The sequence below is a fragment of the Pontibacter sp. E15-1 genome (genome assembly GCF_022601975.1).
Lineage (GTDB): Bacteria > Bacteroidota > Bacteroidia > Cytophagales > Hymenobacteraceae > Pontibacter.
On the sequence record NZ_JAKVIR010000004.1, the window covers coordinates 50,750 to 74,793 of the forward strand.

The following is a 24,044-nucleotide window of genomic DNA, read 5'->3' on the forward strand; positions in this document are numbered from 1 at the left end:
GGGCGGGTTAGCGCGCCTTCAGGAAAGCAACGAGCTGCTGGACGGCCCGGCCGCGGTGGCTGATGGCGTTTTTCTCGGCGGCGGTCATCTCGGCAAATGTGCGGTCGTGGCCGTGTGGGGTAAACACAGGGTCGTAGCCAAAGCCTTTGTCGCCTTTCCACGCTGTGCTGATGGTGCCTTCCACGATGCCCTCGAACTGGTGCTCCTGCCCGTCCAGCATCAGGGTGATGCAGGTGCGGAAGCGGGCGTTGCGGTTCTGGTGCGGCGCCAGGTTTTGCAGCAACAGCCGGATGTTGTCGCTGTCGGAGCGCTGCGGCCCGGCATAGCGGGCCGAGTACACGCCCGGAGCGCCGCCAAGCGCCTCCACCTCCAGGCCCGTGTCGTCGGCGAAGCAGCTCACCTGGTACTGCTGCCATACATAGGCCGCCTTCTGCCGGGAGTTGCCCTCCAGCGTTTCCTGGTCTTCGGCCAGTTCCTCGTGGCAGCCAATGTCCTGCAGGGTCAGCAACTCATATATACCCTCCAGCATCTGGCCTACCTCCGCGACCTTGTGCCTGTTGTTGGTGGCAAAACAAAGCTTTTTCATGTATGATGGGTGTTGGTGGTTGATTGCTAGTTGTTGATTGTTGATTGTTAAATTGATTGGATTGATATTATTTTAATGGTTGATTGTTAAACTGTTAGTTTGATCATCCATAGACCCCCAACAATTTAGCCATCAAGCCATATAACAATTAACAATCAACTATTAACAATTTAACTCAGATACGCCCCGTAGTTCTCGCCTTCCAGGTTTACCAGAATGTGCTCGTTGAGGGTAGTGGCCAGCGAGTAGCCGGTATACGTGGAGGCCACGGGGTATGCCGGATGGTGTCGGTCTACCAGCGTCGCGATCTCCACTTTTTTAGGTGCCTGCGGCAGGAACGAGTTGAGGGTATAAGCCAGCGTCTTGCCGGTGTTCAGCACGTCGTCTACCATCACCACTACCTTGTCGGTGATCGAGAGGGTGGCGGGCTCCAGCGTGATGGGGTCCTGCTGCGGGGCGGTTTTGTTCAGCGTCACGCGGAGCAGCTGCACCTGCAGTTTGGAGATATCCTGTAGCTTTTGGGCCAGCATCTCGGCCAGGGCGTAGCCGTTGGGGTAGATGCCCGCCAGCACAAGCTCCTGAGCCTCGAAGTTCTGCTCATAGATCTGGTAGGCCATGCGCACAATCTTCTGCTCGATCTGCGCCCTGTCCAGTATCAGGTTCTGGTTGTCTGGGGATGGTGTCATCATAGGTGTCCGGGGGTATACGTTGGCCAGCAGCCCGTGCTGGAGCAGGCAAATTTAAGAAGATATTTGCATCGGGCCGCGGAAATTGCGCAAGCGGTGCCTGGTTTGCAAAATAATTTGGGCCTTAGCGTTTTACTTTCCGCAAATCTTGTTAAATTTGCAGTCCGATTGAGAATTAAGGTTAATTAACGTTTATAATAATGAAAAAAGGCATTCACCCAGAATACAGACAGGTGGTTTTTCAGGATACTTCAAGTGATTACAAGTTCATCACCCGTTCTACAATGAACTCTGATGAGAAAATCACGATGGAAGACGGCAAAGAGTACCCGGTAATTAAAGTCGAGGTTTCTTCTGCTTCGCATCCTTTCTACACGGGCAAAAACCTGTTTGTGGATACTGCAGGCCGTATCGACAAGTTCAAGCAGCGTTACCAAAAGAAATAAGCGGTTTTTTCCGGTTAAAACGTTTCAAAAGAAAGGTCTTCCTGAGATTATCGGGGAGACCTTTCTTTTGTGCCCAATGCTATTTATACCCAATGCCAAATAATTAGCCCGGTTTATGTTTTCCTGGAAAACTATACAGTCTCATACTCACCCCCTGACTATGAGAGTAAGCACTACTTACCTTTTTGTGGTATTGGCAATTAGCACCCTGACTGCTTGCCACCAAACCGAAGAAGTTATACCTGCGCCAGCGCCTGTTGATAAAACTGTGGTCTTCGAGGTGTTCGGCAACCAGGACTTCTCCTACAGCCGGTATGGCGAGGAAGAGGTAACCATACAGTTGCTCATTAGCAGGAATGACAAGGATGCGCCTAGCGGTATGGGAACAGAAGTGCTCGACAGCACCTTTACGATGCCGCTGCAAGACCTCCCTGTGCGCGCAAACAGATTGATAATAAAGAAAGTAGTGCCAGGCGTGCTCGGCGAAAAGGAACCTGTTTTTATCCGTAGCGGGTATCACTATAGGCAAACGGCTTTCGGCAGGAACCAGACCTTTTCCCCGGGCCAGATGGAGAATACAGTGCAGCTCACAGTCTATTAGCAAAAGATTACAGGTAATTAAGCAAGTCTTCCTGAATTATTTCGGGAAGACTTTTCTATTTTTGTGCTATGAATATCATCTTGTTCGACGATCCCACGATTCGTCCTAACCTGCTTCCGCTCACCTTCACCCGGCCGGTGGCAGATCTCCGCGTGGGCATCCTGACCATTGCCGAGAAGTGGAGCATGCACCTCGGGGCATCCGTGTCGTACCTCACGGCAGACTACCTGCAGCAAAAGTACAGCACGCATTTCGACACCAGCAATTTTTACATCAACGGGGCCGTGTGCCCCGACGAGGATCTGATAGCCGCTATCCAGGCACTGAAAGTAGGCGAGGCGCTGTACTTTGAGCAAACGCTGGTCGCGATTAACGGGGACAACCTGGAACTGCACGCGATTGAGGACATGATTGCTCACGGCTCCTCTAAAAGGCAATCCTGCGACAACTGCACACGCATACTGGAGGTATGGGATATCTTCCTGCAGAACGGCGAGCAAATCCGCTGCGACTTTGCCCTGCTAACGAAAGACAGAAAAAGCCAGCCGCTCCACGACCGCCACACCATCGTGTATGGCGAGGAGAACATTTTTATCGAGGAAGGGGCCACTATCCGGGCAGCCGTGCTGAATGCCGAGAACGGGCCCATTTACATCGGTAAAAACGCCCACATACATGAAGGGGCTTTGATTAGAGGACCGTTTGCCCTGTGTGAGGAAAGCCACGTGAACATGGGCGGCAAGATGCGCGGCGATGTCACTATCGGGCCGTTCTGTAAGGTGGGTGGCGAGGTAAGCGTCTCCGTGATAATGAGTTACAGCAACAAGGGGCACGACGGCTTCCTGGGCAACTCCGTCATCGGGCAGTGGTGCAACCTGGGCGCCGACACCAATACCTCTAACCTGAAGAACAACTACGCGGAGGTGAAGGTATGGAATTATGCCAAGCGCGGTTTTAAAGCCACGGGGCAGCAGTTTTGTGGCCTCATCATGGGCGACCACAGCAAGTGCAGCATCAACACCATGTTTAACACGGGCACTGTGGTAGGCGTGAGCGCCAATATTTTCGGGGCCGGGTTTCCGCTCACCTTCATCCCGTCGTTCAGTTGGGGAGGGGCCGCTGGTTTCGAGGACTTTAAGCTGCAGAAAGCCATGGAGGTGGCCGAAAAAGTGATGGAACGCCGTAAAATCCCATTCTCTGAGACAGAAAAAGCCTTGCTTACGGATGTCTACGAGCAAACGCAGCAAAACCGCATCTGGTGAGTTGATAGCTGATAGTTAATTGTTGGTTGTTAATTGGTGATTGTTAAGTTTTGATTGTTAAATGGTTGAATGGCTAAATTGTTGGAAGTCTATTTGAGATCAAACCAACCATTTAACCATGTAGCAATTTAACAATCCAAATTGCCCCCATTCGTAATTCGTAATTCTTAATTCGTAATTAAAAAAAGTGCAGTTCGCCAACATCATCGGTCATCAGGAAACAAAGGCATTGTTGCTCAAGTCGGTGCAGCAGAACCATGTGGCGCATGCGCAGCTGTTTCTGGGGCAGGGCGGGAGCGCGAACCTGGCCCTGGCGCTGGCCTATGCCACCTATATAAACTGCGAAGACAAGCAGCCCGACGATTCGTGCGGAACCTGTGGCAGCTGCCTGAAAATGAACAAGCTGGTGCACCCGGATTTTAACTTCGTGATGCCGGTTACCACCACCAAGTCGGTGAGCAAAGACGCGCTGAGCAGCAAGTTCATGAACGAGTGGCGCGCGTTTGTGCTCGCCAGCCCATACCAGGGGCTGAACGAGTGGATGCAGCACATCGGGGCGGAGAACAAGCAGGGCATCATCTCGAAAGACGAGAGCCGGCAGCTTGTCAAGCTGGTGTCGCTGAAGGCGTTTGAGGGCGACTACAAGATTGTGGTGGTATGGCTTCCGGAGCTGATGCACCCTTCTGCCGCCAACGCCCTGCTGAAACTGCTGGAGGAACCGCCCGCCCAGACCCTCTTTCTGCTGGTATCGGAGTCTGCGGAGAAGCTGCTGGCCACCATCACCTCGCGCACCCAGATCGTGAACGTGCGCAACTTCACGGAGCGGGAGGTGGTAGCTTACCTGAAGCAGCACTACAACACCGAGGAAACGGCTGCTTACCAGATTGCGCAGTTGGCCGAGGGCAGCCTGAACGCTGCCGCCAAGCTCACCACCGAGATCAGCAGCGATTACTTCGTGTTCTTCACCGACTGGATGCGCCACTGCTATGGGTATAAATTCAGCGAGTTGATCGACATGAGCGAGGATTTTCAGAAGCTGGGGCGCGAGAACCAGAAGAACTTCCTGCTGTATGCGCTCAACCTGTTCCGGAAAGTGATGCTGTTTGGTGTGGATGCCTCTATGATTACCTTCCTGCCGCCTGCAGAGCTGGATTTTGTGCAGAAGTTCTCGAAAGTGATCACGGGCAACAACGCCGGCCAATTGGCAGAGGAACTGAACCAGGCGCACTATCATATCGAGCGAAACGCCAACCCGAAAATGGTGTTTGTGGATTCCTCTATTCAGATTGCCGGCTACCTGCGTAAAAGTTGATTGTTGAATGGTTGGGTGGTTAAATGGCTTAATTGTTAAATGATTAAATTGTTGGGAGTCTATGTATGATAAAACCAACCATCCAACAGTTTAGCCACTCAACAATTAAACAATCGAAGTCAGGCATCGGAAAGAAATAGCGTAAAAAGGGCTTTAGCAAAAGATGTTATGCACTCTCTTTGAATTCCATTCTAACATTGCCTTCGCTTGCGTCTCGCGAGTGTAAGGAATAATTGGGCCTCTGGCCCAGTCGAGTTGCAAACTCGACATTATTTTTAGACACCCCGAAAGCTTTCGGGGCGCCAGTAAATAGAGAATAAAGCAACCCTGCTTGTGTAAAAGGTTTAGGAGGTATGATAACTTTGCGAGAGGCCAATTAAATTAAAAATCATGGCAGAGGATACAAAAGACAGAACGATACGCATTGGCACACGCGGCAGCAAGCTGGCGCTGTGGCAAGCCGAGGCCACTGCCGAGAAACTGCAGGCAGCTGGCCTTAAAACGGAGTTGGTTATCATCAGCACCAAAGGCGACCAGATACTGGACAAGTCACTGGCGAAGATCGGCTCCAAGGGCGTTTTCACGGAAGAGTTGGAAGTGAGCCTGCGCGAAGGCGAAGTGGAGATTGCGGTGCACAGTGCCAAAGATGTGCAGTCGTCTATACCTGCCGATCTGGAGTTGGTGGCGTTTATGGAGCGCGAGCAGGTAAACGATGTGATCCTGAGCTTCGACCCGAATTTCAAGCTGGAGCGTGAGAGCAATGCCGTGATCGGAACCTCCTCCACGCGCCGCAGGGCTTTGCTCAAAAAATACTACCCCGGCGTTACAACGGCCGAGTCGCGGGGGAACCTGCAAACGCGTTTGCGCAAGCTGGAGGAAAAGCAGTTTGATGCCCTGATGCTGGCCTATGCCGGTGTGGTGCGCATGGGCTACGACCACCTGATTGTGCATACCTTTCCGGAGTATGAGTTTGTGCCGGCCGCAGGGCAGGGCAGCGTGGCCATCGAGTGCGCCCGCAACCTGGAGCCCGAACTGAAGAAAGCCATCAAGCAGGCCCTCAACCATACCGATACCCATCTGTGCCTGCTGGCAGAGCGCGGCTTCCTGCGTACCATGGAAGGCGGCTGCAGCATCCCCTCCTTTGCACTGGCCACACTCGTGGAAGAAGGCATAAGCATCACCGGCGGCCTTATCAGCCTCGACGGGCAAACACTGCTGCAGGAGTCGCTGACAGGCCCCACGGTGATGGCCGAGGAATTGGGCGAGCAGCTGGCGCTGAGTATTCTGGGCCAGGGCGGCGATGAGATACTCCGAAGCATCAAGGCCCATCGCGACGAAGCTTAAGCCATACCTATACCCGCTATACCATAAAGTGCCGCTAAATTTCGCGGCTCTTTATGGTTATAAGAAAATCGGGAGGATGTTAAGCGGTCAAATCATACCTATATAAACCCCGGTTTTTGTAGTAGCGGATTTGTGTGTGATGTAGGTGAAACTTAGCGAGGGTTAAGGCTGAGTTTAGTTGGGCAGAGTTTTTTTACTCGGCATCCGTGATTTTATCAGGATTTTGCCGCGTGTCAAAAACGGCAGCAACATAAACGGTAGCTGTATCAATCCAATAGATTATCTTGTAATTATCTTCTACAAGATACCTGTACTCTTTTTGCCTATCAGCCAAAAGTACTTCACGCTGCCCTTTCCTTGGTTGCTTAGCTAAGGAAGCTGTTTTTTGTACAAGGCTTTTAACTATCTTTCTGGCAACTGTGAGGCTTGCTGTTGTTTTATAAAAATCGAATACGCCTTCTAACTGGGCACTTGCTGTGTTGGTCCATACTACCTTCAAGTCCATGTATCAATGTCCTTGTCCAGTTCCTGGATTCCTTTCACTCTCCCGTTTGCAGCGTCATCTTCTGAGTTCTCAATAATCTGATTGAAATCAGTAAGCGACATTGGAGAAATACTTTCAGAATACAGCTTCTTTTTCTCTGTATCCAGTATTTGTTCAAATTTGGAGATAATTTCCTCATTGTTGAGCCGCAAGAATTCTTGCACAAAATGTATTTTCCTTTCCTGTATGTCCATCTTGTTTATTCTTAAATAGAGGCGCTTAAACTATAGATTACGATAACTGCATTCGATTGATTCCACCTTTCGCCAAACAGCAACTTGTACTTGAGGCGAGGAAAGCGACGCCAGGATTATGCGCAGATTGGGTATAGGAGTTTATTCTTTTATGAATTTATACATCTTTTGATCTTTCCCATAAGTGGCAGAAACCAGATACATTCCCTTAGGATATTCGGGCAGGGCATAGTTCATACTAAACGAATCGGCATTTTTTAGGTGGTTGCGCTGAAGCAGCCTTTGCCCGGTAATACTAAAGATTTCAACCTTCATCATTCCTCTGGATTTGTCATTCAAGCTAACGTTAAGGTTTGCATCAGAAACGGGACTACTAACTTTTACTCCGTCCAAGTACTTTTTTGAATGCGCCTGTATAAGGACTGTCTTGAGTTTTGAATTATCGTAACTTCTCTTGGTAAGATAGAATTGTAAGACCGTATCCTGCTTTTGGAGAGTGATGGATTCGTTCGTGCTCATCGTAGATGCAGCGTTGTTTACTGCATAGAACATGTTCGCGCCTGAAACTTCAGAGACAACCGTAACTTTATTAGGAAGGGTGTCGGCTGTGATAAAGTAGATGGAGTCTGATATAGCAATTTCGCTTGTATCATTAATCGCTACTTTTATATCAGGGAACCTGGGGTTTGCTTTGTCCTGACAGCCAAAGCAAAAGGCAAGTAAAAACAGCGGTAGAACTCTCATTGTTTCTTTTTGATTCTGTTTGCTTTTAATGAATTGGCGTAAGCTCTGGATTCAGCATTAAACTGTTAATTAATATATCGTCAAACAAAATAGCAATTTTGTGCCTACTGGCTTATATTATATTTATTTGTTAAGTCACATGGTGCAATCAACACTTTTGCAGAGTTGGTCACATATATCTTTGCGCCCATGGTAAGCAGAGTGTCAGTGTTGTCAGATATTTTCGCAACAGGCTCAAAAAAATCAACCGCAGTATATCTATCTTGCTTTTCTATTACTGTAAAGTAGCCTTTCTTTAAAAAGAAGAGAAGTCTCTCCGGGGCAATTGTGAACTCTGTAGAGTCATTGATTTTCCCCTGTTCCTGATGAAGTTGAAAGTCTATTGAATTGAAATGTTTGTCGTTTAATACCTCTGAAAACTTGCCTATACCATTAGGGAACAAAAAATAATTCCACTGGTAATTCATTGTGGTACGAGGCCAAAGAAAGTTCCTTAATTTGCTATTAAATGGGTTCTTGTAAACATCTACATATATAGCTGCAGTGTCTCCCCATTCTAAAGTATCATACCACTTGAACTTCAGATACTCCCCTTTATCAGAAACTATCGGTCCACTAAGCTTCTTTTCTAAAGTATCATTCATTAATACATCCTCAAGTTCGGATTCTGCAATGATTTTCATTACCCAAGTAGTTCTAATAGGTAAAATAATAATGAATGATACCACCACAACAAAAATAATGAAGGTTACAAGGAACATTTTGATCATAAGAAGTTTCCCTTTATTAAGGCTTGATTGTTACTGTTCCATATTAGTAGCTAAGGAATTCCGTTCCGTCTACACCTTAAGAGATTTTTCTAGATTTAATGTGAAGCTGCCAGGAGAATAGTACTCTCCTAACCGAGCAAATAGCCGAGAAAAGCGAGTAAGATCAACCTCACAATCACAACCTATACCTGTGCCGCCTCGACAGCTTGCTCTGTTAAAGGCTGCTTTTTAGACGAACGGGCGTAGGCCAGGAAGGCTTGCATCTCGCGCTTCACGGTTGGGGCCAGAATGTATAGGCCGACCATGTTCGGGATGCTCATGGCAAACAGCATGGCATCAGAGAAGGCTACCACGCTGTTCAACTTCATCGGGGCACCCAGCACAATGAAGATGCAGAAGAGCACCTTAAAGCTCACGTCAGCGGCTCTGTTGTTGCCAAACAGGTAAGTCCACGACTTCAGGCCGTAGTAAGACCAGGTGATCATGGTAGAGAAGGCAAACAGGATAACAGCGCCCGCCAGCACCATCGGGAACCAGCTGATCACGGTGGCAAAGGAAGCCGATGTCAGAGCGATACCGTCTCCGATGTCCATCTTGTAAGAGCCAGTCACCACAATCACGAGGGCCGTCATGGTACACACGATCACGGTGTCGATGAACGGCTCGAGTGAGGCGACGAAGCCTTCGGTTACCGGCACGTTGGTCTTCACGGCGGAGTGCGCAATGGAGGCAGAGCCTATACCTGCCTCGTTCGAAAACAGACCACGGCGCAAGCCCTGTATCATCACACCAACCAAACCACCGCCCAGTGCGCTGGCCGTGAAGGCACCCTCAAAAATAGCGGCAAAGGCAGCAGGTATGGCCGAGAGGTTAGCGCCCAACACAACGAGGGCAGCCAGAATGTAAATGCCGCACATCAACGGCACCACTTTCTCGGTTACCTGTGCAATGCTTTTCATACCACCGATGATCACCAGCCCGACCAGCACTGACATGATGAGCCCGAAGATCCAGGCGTTGCCGGCGGCAAAGAAAGAGGCCTCGCCGCCCGTTACGGCTACAAACTGCTGCGTAGCCTGGTTAATCTGAAACATGTTACCGGCGCCCAGCGAGCCACCAATACACATCAGGGCAAAAAAGGCCGCCAGGAACTTGCCTGCTTTGGCCATACCCTTCTCGCTAAGTCCCTTGCTGAGGTAGTGCATCGGTCCACCCGAAACGGTGCCGTCGGCGTGCTCATCGCGGTACTTCACGCCCAGCGTACATGATACAAACTTAGAGGACATCCCCAGCAGGCCCGCCATGATCATCCAGAACGTGGCACCGGGGCCACCGAGTGAGATCGCGATGGCCACACCGGCAATGTTGCCCAGCCCCACAGTGCCCGACACAGCGGCCGTCAAGGCCTGGAAATGGGATACCTCACCGGGCGCGCCGGGTTGGTTATACTTGCCGCGCACAATATCCAGGGCATACTTAAAGCCCCTGAAATTGATAAAGCTAAGGTAAAACGTGAAGAAAACAGCACCAGCCAGAAGCCATACCAGAATAAGCGGGATGCCCACGCCAGCAATGGAAATTTCATAGAAAATAATGTCGGAGATGAAAGTGGCGGTAGGGGCGATGGCCGCGTCTATTTTCTCATCAATGGAGAGGTCGGCAGCAGCCGTGGATTGTGCAAAAAGCGGGTTACAAAAAGCTAAGGAAAGTACTGTAAACAGTATGATTTTCTTCATTAGGTGAGGTTTTTGGTAAGTGAGTATCCTTAAAGTTAGCAATTTCTGCTGGGAGTATGAAAAATATACCTGTTTTGTGCTTCATAATGCAATTATTGGCCCCTATATCACAAAAAGAAATGCAGGTGAAAGGGGGTATAAATAAAGGAATAGGATTTATTTGCTGCTGTGCATGGCGTCTGCTCCGCAAAGCCAAGCATATTGTTTGTTTTGTTATTTTTGAGGCGCTTTCTGGCTATACCGTTACTTACTGGCAAAGGTGCCGAATATGATATATCCAGGGTGATATAACCCGCCTGTTCGCCGAACGTTTTCGGGAGTCATGCCCGTGCGCCTGTTTGCCGTTACCTGAGAAGACAGAAAATACTTAAAATGTGTAACAGAGAGCTAAAAAGGCTTAAATTTGAAAACCTGATACTATGCACAGGCAAATTTCCTGATGTTTTAAACCGATCTAAAGAAAATGAAACTGCTCAAGCGCACTGCCCTGTTTGGCCTGCTGGTTACCCTGCTCCCTGCCATGGCGATAGCCCAAAAACCGAAAGGAAAAGATAAACTGGTCACCATCGAGACGCCCCAGGGCGAAATAAAGCTCGTCCTTTTTGAAGACACCCCGCAGCACCGGGCAAACTTTCTGAAGCTGGCCGAGGAGGGCTTTTACGACGGAACCACCTTCCACCGTGTCATCGACGGCTTTATGATACAGGGCGGAGACCCGAACACCAAAGACGAAGACCCTAGTAACGACGGCACCGGCAACCCTGGCTATACCGTCCCAGCCGAGATCAAGCCAAGCCACAAACACGTGCGCGGTGCCGTGGCCGCCGCCCGCAAAGGCGATTTCGACAACCCGCAGCGCGCCTCCAGCGGCTCGCAGTTTTATATCGTGGAGAACCACAACGGCACCCCGATGCTGGACGATGTGTATACCGTGTTCGGGCAGGTGGTAGACGGTCTGGAAGTGGTAGACAAATTAGCGGAGCAGCCCAAAGACGGTCGCGACCGCCCCCTGACCAATCAGAAGATGAAGGTGAAAGTGGAGAACGTGAAGCGCAAGAAGATCGCGAAGAAGTACGACTACGACTATACCTCCCAAACCCTGCAAAAATAAGCCTTAAATGAAGCGAATCCTGATAACGGGCTCCAACGGCCTGCTGGGCCAGAAACTGGCCGAACTGCTTTTGCCCATGCCGGAGGTAGCGGTGCTGGCCACGAGCCGGGGAGAAAACAAGCTGGCGGGCATCCTGCCCGAGCTGCCGTTCCGGAGCATGGACGTAACCAGGCCTGATGAAATTGAGCATGTGATTAACGCGTTCCGACCCACGCACCTCATCCATACCGCCGCCATGACCAACGTGGACCAGTGCGAGAACGACCATGCCGGTGCCCTGCTGCTAAACCGCGACGCCGTGCAGCACCTGGTGGCCGCCTGCGAGAAGCACAGCGTGCACCTGATCCACGTGTCCACGGACTTTATATTTGACGGCGAGAACGGACCTTATGACGAGGAGGCCACCGGCAACCCGGTGAATTTTTACGGCAAAACCAAGCTGCAGGCAGAAGACATCGTGCGGCACGCCACATGCAAGTGGGCCATCCTGCGCACGGTGCTGGTGTATGGCGTGGTGCACGACTACGGCCGCACCAATATTGTGCTGTGGGTGCGCGACAACCTGCGGGCGGGCAAGGTCATCCGGGTAGTGACCGACCAATACCGCACCCCCACCTTAGCCGAGGATCTGGCGATGGGCTGCTGGCTGGCCGCAAAGAAAGACGCGGAAGGCATTTTCCATATCTCCGGCAACGAGATGCTGACCCCCTACGAAATGGCGCTGCAGGTGGCAGACTTCTTCGGGCTGGACAAGTCGCTGATCGACAAGGCGGACAGCAACACCTTTACGCAGCCCGCTAAACGCCCGCCCCGTACCGGTTTCGACATCCGGAAGGCGCAAATGGAACTGGGCTACCAGCCCCATACCTTCCAGCAGGGGATACAGGTGGTGGCCGCGCAGGCCAGGCCGTAAAACATGCGCCATTGACCTATGAAAATATTAAAATATCTTATTTTTAATGGTGCTATCGGATGCTTTATCTATATTGTATCTTTTAATTTCAGCACAAAATAAGCGCATGCCCGAAAACCGTCCCTCACAGGCCAACACGGTGTTTGAGCAGGCGCAACACTAAACACAAACCACAACCTAACGCAATCTAAACACTTCTACCTTCATTTATGAGTGCTAACAAAGAATCATGGGGTTCACGGGTCGGCCTTATTCTGGCCATGGCCGGAAACGCAGTGGGCCTCGGAAACTTCCTCCGTTTTCCGGTGCAGGCGGTGCAAAACGGCGGCGGAGCCTTCATCATCCCGTATCTAATCTGTTTCCTGGTAATGGGTATCCCGCTGCTCTGGATCGAGTGGTCGATGGGCCGCTTCGGGGGCAAGTTCGGGCACCACTCCACCCCGTTCATCGTGGACACCATGGGCAAGAACCGCCTCTGGAAATACATCGGCGTATTCGGCATCTGGACCAACATCGCCGTTGCCTCTTACTATTGCTACATCGAGTCCTGGACGCTTTCTTATGTGTTCCACTCCATTATCGGCACATTTAGCGGGCTGGATCAGGATGCGGTTTCCGCCTTCTTCAGCGAGTATACCAGCCTGGGCATTTCCACGTTGGGCATCCCTTACGAGCCGGTTGTTTTCTACGTGATCTGCCTGCTACTCAACACCTGGATCCTGTCGCAGGGCCTGGCCTCTGGTGTGGAGCGCGTGGCTAAAATAGGTATGCCGCTCCTGATCATTTTCGGTCTGTTCCTCGCTTTCAAAGGCGTGACGATTACCGCCGGAGAGCAGGGAGCCATCAACGACAGCTCTGTCGGCCTCAACTTCCTCTGGACACCAAACTTCGACCAGCTTTGGTCGCCCACGGTATGGCTGGCTGCTGCCGGCCAGATTTTCTTTACCCTCTCGGTGGGTATGGGAACGGTGCATTGCTACGCCTCGTATGTGCGCTCTAAAGACGATGTTGCCCTGAACGCGATGTCGGCGGGCTGGATGAACGAGTTTGTGGAAGTGGTGCTGGGTGGCGCTATCCTTATCCCGATCTCCATCGGTTACCTGGGCATCGACCGGGTAACGGAACTGGTGCAAAGCGGCGGACTTGGTCTTGCCTTCCGATCGTTGCCCTACCTGTTCTACCAGTGGGGCGATCTGCTGGGCACTATCTCCGGCGTAATGTGGTTCGGCCTGTTGTTCTTTGCGGGTATCACCTCGTCGCTGGCCATGGGCACGCCCTGGATCGGCTTCCTGCAGGATGAGTTTAACTGGAAACGCAAGTCGGCGGCCTGGTCGTTCGGTTTGTTCGTGTTCCTGCTGGGTATGCCTACGGTGCTGTTCTTTAAATATGGCGTGTTCGACGAGTATGACTACTGGGCCGGCACCGTGTCGCTGGTAGTGTTTGCCTTGTTCGAGTCCATCCTGTTTGCCTGGGTGTTCGGTATGGGCAAAGGCTGGACCGAGATCACCTCGGGTGCCGACATCAAGGTGCCGGGTATCTACAAATACATCATCAAGTTCATCACGCCGCTGCTCTTGCTGTGGGTGTTCCTGGGCTCGCTGTTCACGCCGAAGGGCGGTGACTGGGGCGCGGCCATCAGCGGCACCTGGGAACTGGACAACAGCTCGATCATCAAGAAGGTAATGAACAGCGAACTGAAGGAGAAACTGGCTGCTGCCACCGACCCTTCGGCCATTCAACAACTGCAGGACCAGCTGTTCTTCGTGAACGCGTCGCGCATCCTGCTGCTGGCCGTGTTCTTCAGCTTGGCGCTGCTGGTGTATATCGCGTATAAAAAGAGAGTTAGAGAAGGAAGAATTTAATAACTATGAATACATCTGCACTTGTCGTGATGCTTTCGACCATCACCTTGGTAAGTTTTTTAATGATTTATTTTTTCTACAGGGTGATCAGTACGCCCCCGAGGCCGGAGCCAGACTCATACCTCGATAACGATGATGAGCCCGAGCGGCAGGTGCCAAATCATTGATCGCCAGTGCTTCACCAAATTAAAAATTAGAAATTAAGCATTAGAAATGAGGCATAAAAGCCGTTTCTAGTCATATTAAATTAAAACAAACGCTAATTCTGGTAATTAAATTGGTCAAGTTCTAGATGAAGAAAATCAGGCACTGGATCCGGCGTTACTTTGGCTTTTCGCAAGGCGAGGTAAACGGATTCCTGTTGCTGATAGGAACGATGGTGCTGCTCACGGCAGCACCATTTCTATTTCATACCCTCCGCAAACCCGCCTTCACCGGCACTACTCCCGCCGACAGGCAAACCCTGGACAGCCTGGTGGCCCAACTGGAGGCCGTGCAGCCGGAGAAGCGCCCAGGCAGGTATAAAATGCCGATGGTGGCGCTATATCCTTTCAACCCCAATAAGCTGACGGTGGAGGAATGGCAGGCGTTTGGCTTGCCGAAGTATCTGGCGCAACGCATCCTGAACTACCGTAGCAAAGTGGGAGACTTGAGCTACAAGGCGGAACTCGGGCGCATTTACGGTCTCCCGGATTCCGTTTTTCAGCGGTTATATCCTTACATTCAGCTGCCGGAAACACGCCCCGCCAAGAACCGCCGAAGCCAGTGGACAGCAGGCCGGGGCCACCCAATCCCGGAGTTTGATCGTGACCGCAATCCGCCGCGCGCGAAGTTCATCCTGGCACCCTTCAACATCAACACCGCCGACACTACCCAGCTGAAGCAGATCCGGGGCATTGGCTCGAAGCTATCGGCCCGTATCGTGAAATACCGCGACGGCCTGGGCGGCTTTCATCAGGTGGCGCAGTTAACAGAGGTGTATGGCCTGCAACCCGAGATTATCGATAGCTTGCAGAAGTATACCTTTGTGCCCGATGTATACACGCCCCGGCAACTGCACCTGAATACCGCCACCGCCGACGAACTAAAAGCGCACCCCTACATCTCATCCAATGTGGCAAGGGCACTGGTGGCCTACCGCGAGCAGCACGGCCACTACCAGCAACTGGAAGACATCCGGAAAGTGAAACTCGTTACGGCAGAGTTGTTTGAGAAGCTCCGGCCATACCTTCAGCTTTGAGTTTTTGCACATCTCCATAGGAAAGGATCGCGCTCTGCTTATTTGTTGCACCTGATTAACGCATTCGCATACAAGTTGCCTCACGGGTCGAGGGCGTGTCGATATATAGAAGCAAAAAATTATGCGTTGGTATACAATAGCAGGAACAGGTATAAATTTAGTGATGAGAGCGCTAAGTTTGCATAGCCTCTGATATCTGCAGCAGGAGGTTTCCATCTCTACTTAAATCATAGTAATTTGCCGCTTATTCGTAGACTAACCTTACCCTATCTCCGTTAACGGGGCAGCGGCACATGAAAAACATCCTTAAAACGTATCGGCGCAGGCTACTAAACTTAGGCAGCAGCAACAGGGCTTTGCTCTTGCTGCGCCTGTCGCGCGAAATGCATTTGGATGTGGAGACGCTGGATTTCCTGAATGGGGAACCTGCCTTTTCCGTGATCGACAAGCTTCTGTCCGGCAAAAAGAAGATTAGCCTGACGCCTTACGCCGACAGCCGGCATGCCCCCGTGGCACCCACCAGCAAGCACCTCCGCTATATCCGGCGCAAGGCCGGGATGGTGCTGGAAGAGCGCGGCACCCGTGAGCTATACATCGGCTGGCCGTTTGTGCATGGCAGGTTCTCGGACGGCACTGCCGTGCGCAGCCCATTGCTGTTCTTCCCGGTGCAGCTGCAGGTGAATGCGGCGCAGGAATGGGAACTGGTGCCGGACACCACACAGGCCGCACAGTTCAACCAAAGCTTTCTGTTGGCCTACGCCCACTACATGGGCACACCGCTGGCCGAGGCCCTCACGGAGCTGGACCTGAGCACACTGCCGCACCACCCGCTGGAGTTCCGGACCGAGGTATATGAGCTCCTGAAACTACACCAACTGCAGCTTACTGTCGGGCGGGAGTTTTTCGCAGACAAGCTGATCCCTTTCCGGGAGTATAAAAAGGCCGAGTTTGAGGAGGCGCACCAGCCCGGGCAGCTGCACCTGGCGCAGGAAGCGGTGCTGGGGCTATACCCGCAGGCTGCTTCTTACCTGCTCTCAGACTACGACGAGCTACTGACCCGGGACGGGCTGCAGGACATGCAGGAGCTGTTTGCCTCCGCGCACGCGGCCCCTTCGCCCGCCATCAACCAGGCGCAGCAGACATTTACGGTGTTTGCGATGGATGCCTCGCAGGAAGCGGCCCTCCAGGCCGTGAAGCAGGGCAAGTCGCTGGTGGTGCAGGGGCCGCCGGGCACAGGCAAGTCGCAGCTGATCTGCAACCTGGTGTCGGACTACACGGCGCGGGGCAAAAAGGTGCTGGTCGTGAGCCAGAAGCGCGCCGCCCTGGATGTGGTATACCAACGCCTCTCGCAGAAGGGGCTGGGCGCGTTCACGGGCCTCGTGCATGACATCAACACCGACAAAGGCAGTATCTATACCCAACTGCTCAGTCAGATTGAGGCCATCGACGAATACAAAAAGCAGAACCTCGCGCTCAACAGCATTTACACCGACCGCCAGTTTCTGGAGGTGAGCAGAGGTATAAACCGGTGCGTGCTCAGGCTGGACTCTTTCAAGCAGGCCCTGTTCGACACGAGCCGCTGCGGCTGGTCTGCCAAGGAACTCTACCTGCGCAGCAGCCTCGGGCAACCGCACATCCAGCTCCCCACCGACTTCAGGCATTTTACCGCCGCCACCATCTCCGAGTTTCTGCCGCGCCTGCGGCACTATTTGCAACAGGCAGTCCCGTTTCAGCAGGAGAACTTCATCTGGAAGGAGCGGCACAGCATGAAGGGGTATGGCTGGCCCGAGCGGCAGCAACTGGAGCAAGCCATCAAGGCGCTGCCAGCACAGTACGCCGCGCTGCGGCAGGAGATAAGCCGCCTCAGCGGATACACGTTCACGCTCGAGAATTTCTCGGTATACAAAGTGGCGCTCCACAACATTGCCACCCTGCAAAAACTGCTGCAGCCGCCCGAGGTGCAGGAAACGGTGCGGGCGCTCCTGCTAGGCCACGCAAAGCCGGAGGAGTTGCGACAGCAGGTGGCAAAACTGCAAAAGCTATACCTGGCGTCGGCCGCACCGGACGGTATGGTGACCAGTATCCAGCAGCCTGCCCTCCGGAAGGCTATTGCCGCGTATGGGGAGCAGCGCTCCGATTGGCTTAAAAGCATTGGCTGGTTCTTTTCGCAGGAGCGCAGGCTGCTGCAACAAGCGCTTGCCTTATACCGGCAGGAGTTAAGCGAAGAGAACGTGGCGCAGCTGCAGCAACGGCTGGCCCTGCGGCAGGAGGCCCAGGAGCAACTGCAACTGCTGAACAAGAGCGCTAATTACAATCTGCAGGTAACGGATCCGAAGGAAATGGTGCTGCAAAAGCTGGAGGCGGTGGGGCAGGCGCTTGAGGCGCTGAAATTATTGCGGCAGCTCAACCGCGAGAAGGTGCTGGCCGAGAAAATGCTGCCCACGGTTACGCTGGAAACCCACCTGAAAGCACTTCGCCTCAGCATACACGACTTTGCTGCCCGCTACAGCGAATGGCAAAAGTGGCTACCGGAGGCACAGGTAAAAGCCGTGATTGCCAGGGAGCAGCATGGGGAAAAACTGCTGCAGGAGCTGCAAAAAAACTTTGAGGTGCTGGTGGCGCACGACACCGTGTACGCGGCGCTCACAAAGCCCGAGCGGGCTGTGGCGGAACTGATGATGGCAGAGTGCGGCGGCTCAGCGGAAGAAGGGGAGAAGCTCTTTCTGAACAGCCTGTACCTGGCCTGGATCAACGAGCTGGAGGCCACGCACCCGGAACTGCGCATGCCCTCCAACGGCGAGCTGGAACGGCTGGAGGCCGAGCTGCAGGAGCTGTTGCAGGAAAAGCAGCGGCTCAGCGAGGAGATCGTGCTGTCGCAGTTGCGGGAGCAGACATACCGCAACCTCGAGCACAACCGCCTGGGCAACGCCGTGACCTACCGCAGGCTGCAGGCGCAGGTGAGCAAGAAGCGCAGTTTATACCCCCTCCGGAAGCTGTTCTCGCTTTTCTCCACCGAGATGCTGGACCTGGTGCCCTGCTGGCTGGCCTCCCCTGAAACGGTGTCGGCGGTGCTGCCGCTGGAGGCGTGCTTTGACCTGGTGATCTTTGATGAGGCCTCGCAGTGCTTTGCCGAGTCGGGCTTGCCAGCGATGCAGCGCGCGCGCCAGGTGGTGGTGGCAGGCGACGAGCAGCAGCTGAAACCGTCTGATGTATACCGTACCCGCTGGAGCGCAACTGACCAGGAGGAAGTGGAGGAGCTGTCGGCGGAGTCGCTGCTGCAGTTGTGCAGCCTCTACCTGCCGCAGACCATGCTCACGCAGCACTACCGCAGCCGCTACCCCGAGCTGATCGAGTTCTCGAACCGCCATTTCTACCGCCACAAACTGGAGCTAATCCCGGAGCGCGAGGATGCCAATGCCCGCACACCGGCTATTCGGTTTGTGAAAGTGCATGGCCTGTGGCAGGACAACACCAACCTGCCAGAGGCGGAGCGGGTGGTAGAGCTGGTGTTGCAGGCGCTGGAGGGCGGACAGGAGGAAATAGGGGTCATCACGTTTAACTATGCGCAGCAAATGTTGGTGCAGGACCTGCTGGAGGAGAAAGCCCGGGAGCAGGGTATAAACCTGCCTGCTACGGTGCTCGTGAAAAACATCGAGAACATACAGGGCGACGAAAAGGAAGTCATCATCCTGTCGGTGGGGTATGCGCCCGATGCGCAGGGGCGGCTGGCCATGCAGTTTGGCAGCCTGAACCAGGCGGGCGGCGAAAACCGCCTGAACGTGGCCATAACCCGTGCCCGGCAGCAGGTGCTGGTCGTGAGCAGTATCCGGGCAGAGCAGCTGCAGGTAGAGCATACCCTGCACCGGGGGCCAAAGCTCCTGCAGGCTTACCTGCAATATGCCCAGCAGGTGAGCCGCCGCTATTTTGCGTACAAGCCAAAGCAAACGCCTTTTGCAGCGCAGGTGCCCATGCTGAAGGAACTGCTGCAGCAGGAGGTTAGCACCCTGCACCGGAGAGTGCCCTTTGCCGACCTGACCCAGGTGCAGGGCAAGCAGTATACCGCTGTGGTGCTCACCGACGACGACCTCTATCACAGCCACCTTTCGGTGCGGCACTCGCACGCCGACTTGCCGCAGTTGCTGCGGCTGCGCCACTGGCCTTTCACAAAAGTGTATAGCCGGCAGTTTTGGGCCGATACCGAAGAGGTGCTCCGGAGGCTGAAAGCACTATAGCGAATCATTTTCGGCAGCAGCACTAACGCAATTTCATACCATCTCCATACGCACACACATCGCCTTCTATGCTGATCAAGCTATTCACTGTTTATGTATACCTGCAGGCCATGCTCTGCGGGTGCGGGGCCGACAAACGCAACAGCGACTTTGAGCGGTTGCGCAAGGACTATAAAGTAACGGTGCAGCGCATCGGCCGCCTCGAAAGCCGCCTTGCCGAGAGCTCCGGCCTAGCCCGCGCCTCCGACAGCACCTTCTGGACGCACGGGGACGGCGGCACGCCAAGCGCCTTATACCGCATCAACCTGAAAGGAGAGTTGCTGGAGACGGTGCCATTGCCGGTGCCCAACCAGGATTGGGAAGACATAGCCGAGGATGAACGCGGGAACTTATACATAGGCGATGTGGGCAACAACTTCAACAACCGCCGGAACCTTCAGGTATATAAAATAGCGCCGGAGGGTATGGCCGTCACCGACACGATCCGCTTCCGCTACGCCGACCAATCGGCCTTTCCGCCCCCGCCCCCAGCGCAGCACTATGACCTGGAAGGTTTTTTTTATCACACCGACAGCCTCTACCTCTTTACCAAAAGCCACGCGCTTCGCAAAGCGGTTACCCGGCGGTATAGCCTGCCTGCCACGGGCGGAAGCCATGTGCTGGAGCCGGAAGAAGAGATCAGGCTGGGCTCTCCGGTAACGGCTGCGGCCCTTGCGCCTGCCCGAAATCAGTTCGCGCTGCTAGGGTATGGCCGCCTTTACCTGTTTGCTATGGAGAACAGCCAGGTTAGCTTCAAAGGCAAGCGAAGCTGCCTGCCGCTAGGCAAAACAGGGCAGGCGGAAGCGATTACCTACCTCTCGGCAACCCAGCTGCTGCTGACTAACGAAAACGGCAAGCTTTTCCTGATCACGCTGGAAAAGAAATAGCGCCTGCCATACCGGCACTATCGTGGCGCAGCATAAACGGGAACTACCTCTGCGCCGTATCTAAAGAGAACAAAAACGAAGACAACTATGCACACAACGATATTGGTAACGGGCGCTACAGGCACCGTGGGTAAAGAAACAGTTATACAGCTCTCCCTTGCAAACAATGCCCGCGTTCGGGCTGGTGTGCACTCCATCATAAAAGGCGAAAACCTAAAGCGCCTGCCCGGCGTGGAGGTGGTGGAAATGGACTTTAAAGACCCTGAGTCGTTGCATGCGGCCTTTACCCATGCAGATAAATTGTTTCTGATAACGCCCTTTGCGGCAGAGCAGTTTGAGATGGCCAGGACGCTGGTAGACGAGGCCAAGAATGCCGGGGTAAAGCACATCGTGAAACTCTCTGTGTTGGGTGCCGAGGAGGAGCCGGGCATACATCTCGGACGCTGGCACCGTGAAATTGAGGAGTACATCGAGCAAAGCGGAATACCCTATACCTTCCTGCGCCCTGGCCCCTTCATGCAGAATTACGCCAACTTCGAAACGGAAAACATCCAGAGCGAAGGGCGCTTTTATCAGCCTACAGGCAACGGAAAAGTAAGCTGTATCGATGTCCGGGATATTGCCGCCGTGGCGGTAGAGGTACTCACTGGCCCGGGCCACGAGGGCAAAGCGTATAACCTCACCGGGCCGGAGGCGCTCTCCAATCAGGAGGTGGCAGAAATCTTCAGTGAGGTGACCGGGAAAAAGGTGGAGTTTGTAGACGTTCCGGAGAGCGCCGCAAAAGACGCCATGGTGCAGCACCACATGCCGGAGTGGATGGCAGACGCGATGTTAGAGCTTCAGCGCATGTGCAAAGAGAACCGCTACAGCGCCACCACAGACACCGTTCAGAAACTGACGGGCCGTCCTCCCCATACCTTCCGCAAGTTTGCAGAGGACTATAAAGAGTGTTTTATGCAGGGTGAAAAACAGTAAAGGATTATACCAAAAATCACGTGATCGGCACGCAAAATCTTTCCTTTAAAGTAAGGTGAAATCGGAAATCAAGCGGTTGTTTTAAACTCGACACTCCTTGTTGACATAGCTTGCTTTGCGCTCCACGCCCGCTGGGGCGCGTTTTCCCGCTCGGCACTGTGTACATTTCCTGCCTAACGGCTGCCACTGACGTGGCACCGGAAATCTACAAGGCGCCTCTCGGAAAAACTGGGAATCATTTTGCCCTGATCTAGCTAGACTATACTTTGATAAAACGGAAAAACTTATTTGAGAGCAGGATAATGTATTGCTATTATCGAGTTCACGTTGATAATATTACGTCGTCGCATTTTGACACAAAAAAGCCACTCCTTTATCGGGAGTGGCTTTTTTGTGATTGATCAGGCAAGGAACCTAATCCCTGTCCATGTGTCTGTAACGGTCGCTGCGGCGCGACTCGAACTGCCCCTGATCTCCGCCTGCGTGACGGCCTGAATGGGAGGAGTCCTGACGGCCCTGGCCCTGCTGCTGATTACGGAAGTTCTCGCGTGAGCTGGAGCCGCGGTTGTCGCTGTAATACGAAGTGCCGCTGTCCATGGAGCCGTAACGGCTTTGGTCGCCGCCGCGTCCTCCTTGCTCATACCCGCCTGAGCTGTAGTTGCCTTGGTTGCGTCTGTCAGAGAAGTCTCTGCCTTGGTTAGAGCTTCCTGAGCCGTAGCCATAGCCACCGCTCATGCCGCGGTTTCGGTTGCTGTCGCCATAGCCGCCTCTGTCTGAGTAGCCTGACCCGGAGCCAGAACTATGGCTGCTGCCTCGCTGCGAGGAGTAGTCTCCTGACCTGGACGAGCCATAGCCACCCTGGCCATAGTCGCCACCCTGGGCACCGAACCGGCCTGACGACTGGTTGCTGTTGCCGTACTCATCGTTGTAAGAGCCTCCTCTGGAACCACCGTAGCCGCCCTGGCTGCTGTAGCCTCCCTGCATAGAATCCTGAGAATCATACCCTCTCGAAGAACCTTGGTTATCGCTGTCGTACTCGCGCATGCCTCGGGATGAGCCATGGCCCATAGACCCGTATCCGCTTCTGTCGCTCTGGCTGCCTCCGCGGTTTGAGCTGCCCTGACTGCCATAATCCTGCGAGGCAGAACCGTAGTTGCCTTGCGATCCGTAGCCGCCCTGGCCATAAGAGCCCTGCTGGTTGTGCCGACCCATACCGCCTTGGTCATTCATCATGCCATAGTCACGGTCCTGGTTGCCGCTGTTTGATGCGCCATAGTTTCCCTGGCTGCTGCCAAAAGAACCTTGCTGCGATCTGTCCTGCGAGCCGTATCCGCCCTGGCTTCCTCTGGAGCCATAGCCGCTGTCGTAGCTACCCTGCGATGAGCCACCTTGGGTGCCAAACGAGCCAGACCTTCCGCCTGAAATCATACCTCCCTGTCTGTCTCCTTCTCTATTCTGATAGCCGCCCTGCATGCCACCACGGCTGGCGCCAAAATCCTGGTCTTGCTGCCGCACGCGATTGCCTTCCATACCGCCTTGGCTGCCATAGTTATAGCCGCCCTGCGATCGGTTGTCGTCTTGGTTTGAGCCCCAGCTGCTCTGGCCACCTTGATTACCCTGGCTGCGTGAAGAGCCATAGTCGCCCTGATAGCCGTAGCCGCTTTGGCCACCATAGTTGCCATGCTGCGATCCGTAGCCATAGCCACCCTGAGAGCCATAGCCGCTGTCCTGGTTGCCATACCCCTGGTTGCTGCCGGCGTTCTGGTTGTACTGCTGGTTGCCGTAGTTTCCCTGGTCCGTGCCGGACTGCGATGTCTGGTCGGAGCCGCTGCTCATAGAGCCATAGTTGCCATACTCAGAAAGCTGGTTCTGGCCGCGGTTGCTGTCAGTGCTGCTTCCAGTGGATTTGCTGGCAGAGCCGGATGACTTTGCGCTTTTGCTGTCAGTGGCTTTGCCTTCTTTTTTTGAAGATGTCCCGGCTTTTGCTTTGGTGGAAGAAGCTTTGGAACCTGAAGAGGCAGACTTGTTGCTGGTATCTTTAGATGTAGTTGTGGTTTTATCGGAAGATGCAGATGTCATTGCCCCGGATGTGGAAGCACTTGTGCCTGTACCTTTATTCTGATTAGAGCCAAACCCGCTGGAGTTCTGGTTAGAGCCGAACCCGCTGGTATTGCTTCCGGACGACGATGCGCTCGGAGAGCTGGACGAATTGCCCGATGAATTGGTCATGTCGTTCGAATCTTGGCTTTTCTCTGTGTCTTTCATAGTTTAATCTCCTTAGTATAATTGTTAAAAGTTAAGTTTGTTGCAGGCCCCGCAAAGGTTCGCCACAGGGGCCGCAGATGTGGCAGTTTTCTGCTTTTGTTACACCAAAATTACTGGTCATCAGAGTCGTTTTTTTAGTGTAACAGAGTGATTTAACTATACGAACTGCACGGCACATGGTTATTTCAGATTGGGTGTTCAGCGGCATGTCCTGGCAGTTGTCTGCCACGATTCGCGCGCAGGATTTCAGCCGCTGTTAGGCTACCACGCGAACAGCTTTAACGAGCGGCTTGGG

At 53.4% G+C, this 24,044-nt stretch carries 21 protein-coding genes; 13 read left to right on the plus strand and 8 right to left on the minus strand.

Translation table 11 applies throughout. The features are described 5' to 3' along the window. Positions 1–7: 7 nt before the first annotated feature. The gene (locus MKJ04_RS03950) at positions 8–586 is read right to left on the minus strand and encodes a non-canonical purine NTP diphosphatase (RefSeq protein WP_241639578.1); all 579 of its coding nucleotides are present in this window, start codon (positions 584–586) and stop codon (positions 8–10) included. 170 nt (positions 587–756) lie between these two features. Then, entirely contained in the window at positions 757–1,275 is a 519-nt protein-coding gene (locus MKJ04_RS03955) for a phosphoribosyltransferase family protein (RefSeq protein WP_241639579.1), read from the minus strand. 197 nt (positions 1,276–1,472) lie between these two features. Between MKJ04_RS03955 and MKJ04_RS03960 the strand changes: the two genes are divergently transcribed. The 5 genes from MKJ04_RS03960 (at position 1,473) to hemC (ending at position 6,237) form a co-directional block, all read left to right on the plus strand. Next, positions 1,473–1,718, plus strand: coding sequence for a type B 50S ribosomal protein L31 (locus tag MKJ04_RS03960; RefSeq protein ID WP_241639580.1), 246 nt, complete (start codon positions 1,473–1,475; stop codon positions 1,716–1,718). Between the two features lie 160 nt (positions 1,719–1,878). Continuing rightward, positions 1,879–2,319: a hypothetical protein gene (locus MKJ04_RS03965; protein WP_241639582.1), complete on the plus strand. Its 441-nt coding sequence runs from the start codon at positions 1,879–1,881 to the stop codon at positions 2,317–2,319. A 68-nt stretch (positions 2,320–2,387) separates the two neighbouring features. After that, positions 2,388–3,581: a GlmU family protein gene (locus tag MKJ04_RS03970; protein ID WP_241639583.1), complete on the plus strand. Its 1,194-nt coding sequence runs from the start codon at positions 2,388–2,390 to the stop codon at positions 3,579–3,581. A 187-nt stretch (positions 3,582–3,768) separates the two neighbouring features. Continuing rightward, positions 3,769–4,893, plus strand: coding sequence for an ATP-binding protein (locus MKJ04_RS03975; RefSeq protein WP_241639584.1), 1,125 nt, complete (start codon positions 3,769–3,771; stop codon positions 4,891–4,893). A 390-nt stretch (positions 4,894–5,283) separates the two neighbouring features. Then, complete coding sequence (gene hemC, locus MKJ04_RS03980) at positions 5,284–6,237, plus strand: hydroxymethylbilane synthase (RefSeq protein ID WP_241639585.1); 954 nt, start codon at positions 5,284–5,286, stop codon at positions 6,235–6,237. A gap of 193 nt (positions 6,238–6,430) precedes the next feature. Here hemC and MKJ04_RS03985 read toward each other — a convergent pair whose 3' ends face one another. The 5 genes from MKJ04_RS03985 to MKJ04_RS04005 form a co-directional block, all read right to left on the minus strand. Beyond that, the gene (locus MKJ04_RS03985; protein ID WP_241639586.1) at positions 6,431–6,742 is read right to left on the minus strand and encodes a type II toxin-antitoxin system RelE/ParE family toxin; all 312 of its coding nucleotides are present in this window, start codon (positions 6,740–6,742) and stop codon (positions 6,431–6,433) included. After that, entirely contained in the window at positions 6,733–6,975 is a 243-nt protein-coding gene (locus tag MKJ04_RS03990; RefSeq protein WP_241639587.1) for a hypothetical protein, read from the minus strand. The genes MKJ04_RS03985 and MKJ04_RS03990 overlap by 10 nt, the downstream gene beginning before the upstream one ends. Positions 6,976–7,116: 141 nt before the next feature. Then, positions 7,117–7,719 carry a T9SS type A sorting domain-containing protein gene (locus tag MKJ04_RS03995; RefSeq protein WP_241639588.1) on the minus strand — a complete coding sequence of 201 codons (603 nt, stop codon included), beginning with the start codon at positions 7,717–7,719 and terminating at the stop codon, positions 7,117–7,119. A 104-nt stretch (positions 7,720–7,823) separates the two neighbouring features. Beyond that, positions 7,824–8,489: a hypothetical protein gene (locus MKJ04_RS04000; protein ID WP_241639589.1), complete on the minus strand. Its 666-nt coding sequence runs from the start codon at positions 8,487–8,489 to the stop codon at positions 7,824–7,826. Positions 8,490–8,671: 182 nt separating this feature from the next. Continuing rightward, the gene (locus tag MKJ04_RS04005) at positions 8,672–10,225 is read right to left on the minus strand and encodes an alanine/glycine:cation symporter family protein (protein ID WP_241639590.1); all 1,554 of its coding nucleotides are present in this window, start codon (positions 10,223–10,225) and stop codon (positions 8,672–8,674) included. A gap of 463 nt (positions 10,226–10,688) precedes the next feature. Here MKJ04_RS04005 and MKJ04_RS04010 point away from each other — a divergent pair, with 463 nt between their 5' ends. The 8 genes from MKJ04_RS04010 (at position 10,689) to MKJ04_RS04045 (ending at position 21,484) form a co-directional block, all read left to right on the plus strand. Further along, positions 10,689–11,336 (plus strand): peptidylprolyl isomerase, encoded by a 648-nt coding sequence (locus tag MKJ04_RS04010; protein WP_241639591.1) that lies wholly within the window; start codon positions 10,689–10,691, stop codon positions 11,334–11,336. Between the two features lie 7 nt (positions 11,337–11,343). Further along, positions 11,344–12,249, plus strand: coding sequence for an SDR family oxidoreductase (locus tag MKJ04_RS04015; RefSeq protein ID WP_241639593.1), 906 nt, complete (start codon positions 11,344–11,346; stop codon positions 12,247–12,249). Between the two features lie 209 nt (positions 12,250–12,458). Then, positions 12,459–14,111, plus strand: coding sequence for a sodium-dependent transporter (locus MKJ04_RS04020; protein ID WP_410896806.1), 1,653 nt, complete (start codon positions 12,459–12,461; stop codon positions 14,109–14,111). Positions 14,112–14,116: 5 nt separating this feature from the next. Then, complete coding sequence (locus MKJ04_RS04025) at positions 14,117–14,278, plus strand: hypothetical protein (protein ID WP_241639595.1); 162 nt, start codon at positions 14,117–14,119, stop codon at positions 14,276–14,278. 125 nt (positions 14,279–14,403) lie between these two features. Further along, positions 14,404–15,351 carry a ComEA family DNA-binding protein gene (locus MKJ04_RS04030; RefSeq protein ID WP_241639597.1) on the plus strand — a complete coding sequence of 316 codons (948 nt, stop codon included), beginning with the start codon at positions 14,404–14,406 and terminating at the stop codon, positions 15,349–15,351. Between the two features lie 293 nt (positions 15,352–15,644). Continuing rightward, complete coding sequence (locus tag MKJ04_RS04035) at positions 15,645–19,583, plus strand: AAA domain-containing protein (protein WP_241639599.1); 3,939 nt, start codon at positions 15,645–15,647, stop codon at positions 19,581–19,583. Between the two features lie 68 nt (positions 19,584–19,651). Then, a complete protein-coding gene (locus MKJ04_RS04040; RefSeq protein WP_241639601.1) occupies positions 19,652–20,509 on the plus strand; it encodes a hypothetical protein in 858 nt (285 codons plus the stop codon). A gap of 87 nt (positions 20,510–20,596) precedes the next feature. Next, complete coding sequence (locus tag MKJ04_RS04045; protein WP_241639603.1) at positions 20,597–21,484, plus strand: SDR family oxidoreductase; 888 nt, start codon at positions 20,597–20,599, stop codon at positions 21,482–21,484. Between the two features lie 414 nt (positions 21,485–21,898). Here the strand turns inward: MKJ04_RS04045 and MKJ04_RS04050 are convergent, their stop codons facing one another. Next, positions 21,899–23,749: a hypothetical protein gene (locus MKJ04_RS04050; protein WP_241639604.1), complete on the minus strand. Its 1,851-nt coding sequence runs from the start codon at positions 23,747–23,749 to the stop codon at positions 21,899–21,901. Between the last annotated feature and the right edge of the window lie 295 nt (positions 23,750–24,044).

What these genes read in the sequence shown, in the direction of transcription:
- MKJ04_RS03995 (WP_241639588.1), bottom strand. Translation starts at nt 7,719, where the DNA reads ATGAGAGTTCTACCGCTGTTTTTACTTGCCTTTTGCTTTGGCTGTCAG.
- MKJ04_RS04030 (WP_241639597.1), top strand. Translation starts at nt 14,404, where the DNA reads ATGAAGAAAATCAGGCACTGGATCCGGCGTTACTTTGGCTTTTCGCAA.
- MKJ04_RS04000 (WP_241639589.1), bottom strand. Translation starts at nt 8,489, where the DNA reads ATGATCAAAATGTTCCTTGTAACCTTCATTATTTTTGTTGTGGTGGTA.
- MKJ04_RS04015 (WP_241639593.1), top strand. Translation starts at nt 11,344, where the DNA reads ATGAAGCGAATCCTGATAACGGGCTCCAACGGCCTGCTGGGCCAGAAA.
- MKJ04_RS03965 (WP_241639582.1), top strand. Translation starts at nt 1,879, where the DNA reads ATGAGAGTAAGCACTACTTACCTTTTTGTGGTATTGGCAATTAGCACC.
- MKJ04_RS04025 (WP_241639595.1), top strand. Translation starts at nt 14,117, where the DNA reads ATGAATACATCTGCACTTGTCGTGATGCTTTCGACCATCACCTTGGTA.
- MKJ04_RS04035 (WP_241639599.1), top strand. Translation starts at nt 15,645, where the DNA reads ATGAAAAACATCCTTAAAACGTATCGGCGCAGGCTACTAAACTTAGGC.
- MKJ04_RS04045 (WP_241639603.1), top strand. Translation starts at nt 20,597, where the DNA reads ATGCACACAACGATATTGGTAACGGGCGCTACAGGCACCGTGGGTAAA.
- MKJ04_RS03970 (WP_241639583.1), top strand. Translation starts at nt 2,388, where the DNA reads ATGAATATCATCTTGTTCGACGATCCCACGATTCGTCCTAACCTGCTT.
- MKJ04_RS04005 (WP_241639590.1), bottom strand. Translation starts at nt 10,225, where the DNA reads ATGAAGAAAATCATACTGTTTACAGTACTTTCCTTAGCTTTTTGTAAC.
- MKJ04_RS03960 (WP_241639580.1), top strand. Translation starts at nt 1,473, where the DNA reads ATGAAAAAAGGCATTCACCCAGAATACAGACAGGTGGTTTTTCAGGAT.
- MKJ04_RS03950 (WP_241639578.1), bottom strand. Translation starts at nt 586, where the DNA reads ATGAAAAAGCTTTGTTTTGCCACCAACAACAGGCACAAGGTCGCGGAG.
- hemC (WP_241639585.1), top strand. Translation starts at nt 5,284, where the DNA reads ATGGCAGAGGATACAAAAGACAGAACGATACGCATTGGCACACGCGGC.
- MKJ04_RS04050 (WP_241639604.1), bottom strand. Translation starts at nt 23,749, where the DNA reads ATGAAAGACACAGAGAAAAGCCAAGATTCGAACGACATGACCAATTCA.
- MKJ04_RS04040 (WP_241639601.1), top strand. Translation starts at nt 19,652, where the DNA reads ATGCTGATCAAGCTATTCACTGTTTATGTATACCTGCAGGCCATGCTC.
- MKJ04_RS03955 (WP_241639579.1), bottom strand. Translation starts at nt 1,275, where the DNA reads ATGATGACACCATCCCCAGACAACCAGAACCTGATACTGGACAGGGCG.
- MKJ04_RS03990 (WP_241639587.1), bottom strand. Translation starts at nt 6,975, where the DNA reads ATGGACATACAGGAAAGGAAAATACATTTTGTGCAAGAATTCTTGCGG.
- MKJ04_RS04010 (WP_241639591.1), top strand. Translation starts at nt 10,689, where the DNA reads ATGAAACTGCTCAAGCGCACTGCCCTGTTTGGCCTGCTGGTTACCCTG.
- MKJ04_RS04020 (WP_410896806.1), top strand. Translation starts at nt 12,459, where the DNA reads ATGAGTGCTAACAAAGAATCATGGGGTTCACGGGTCGGCCTTATTCTG.
- MKJ04_RS03985 (WP_241639586.1), bottom strand. Translation starts at nt 6,742, where the DNA reads ATGGACTTGAAGGTAGTATGGACCAACACAGCAAGTGCCCAGTTAGAA.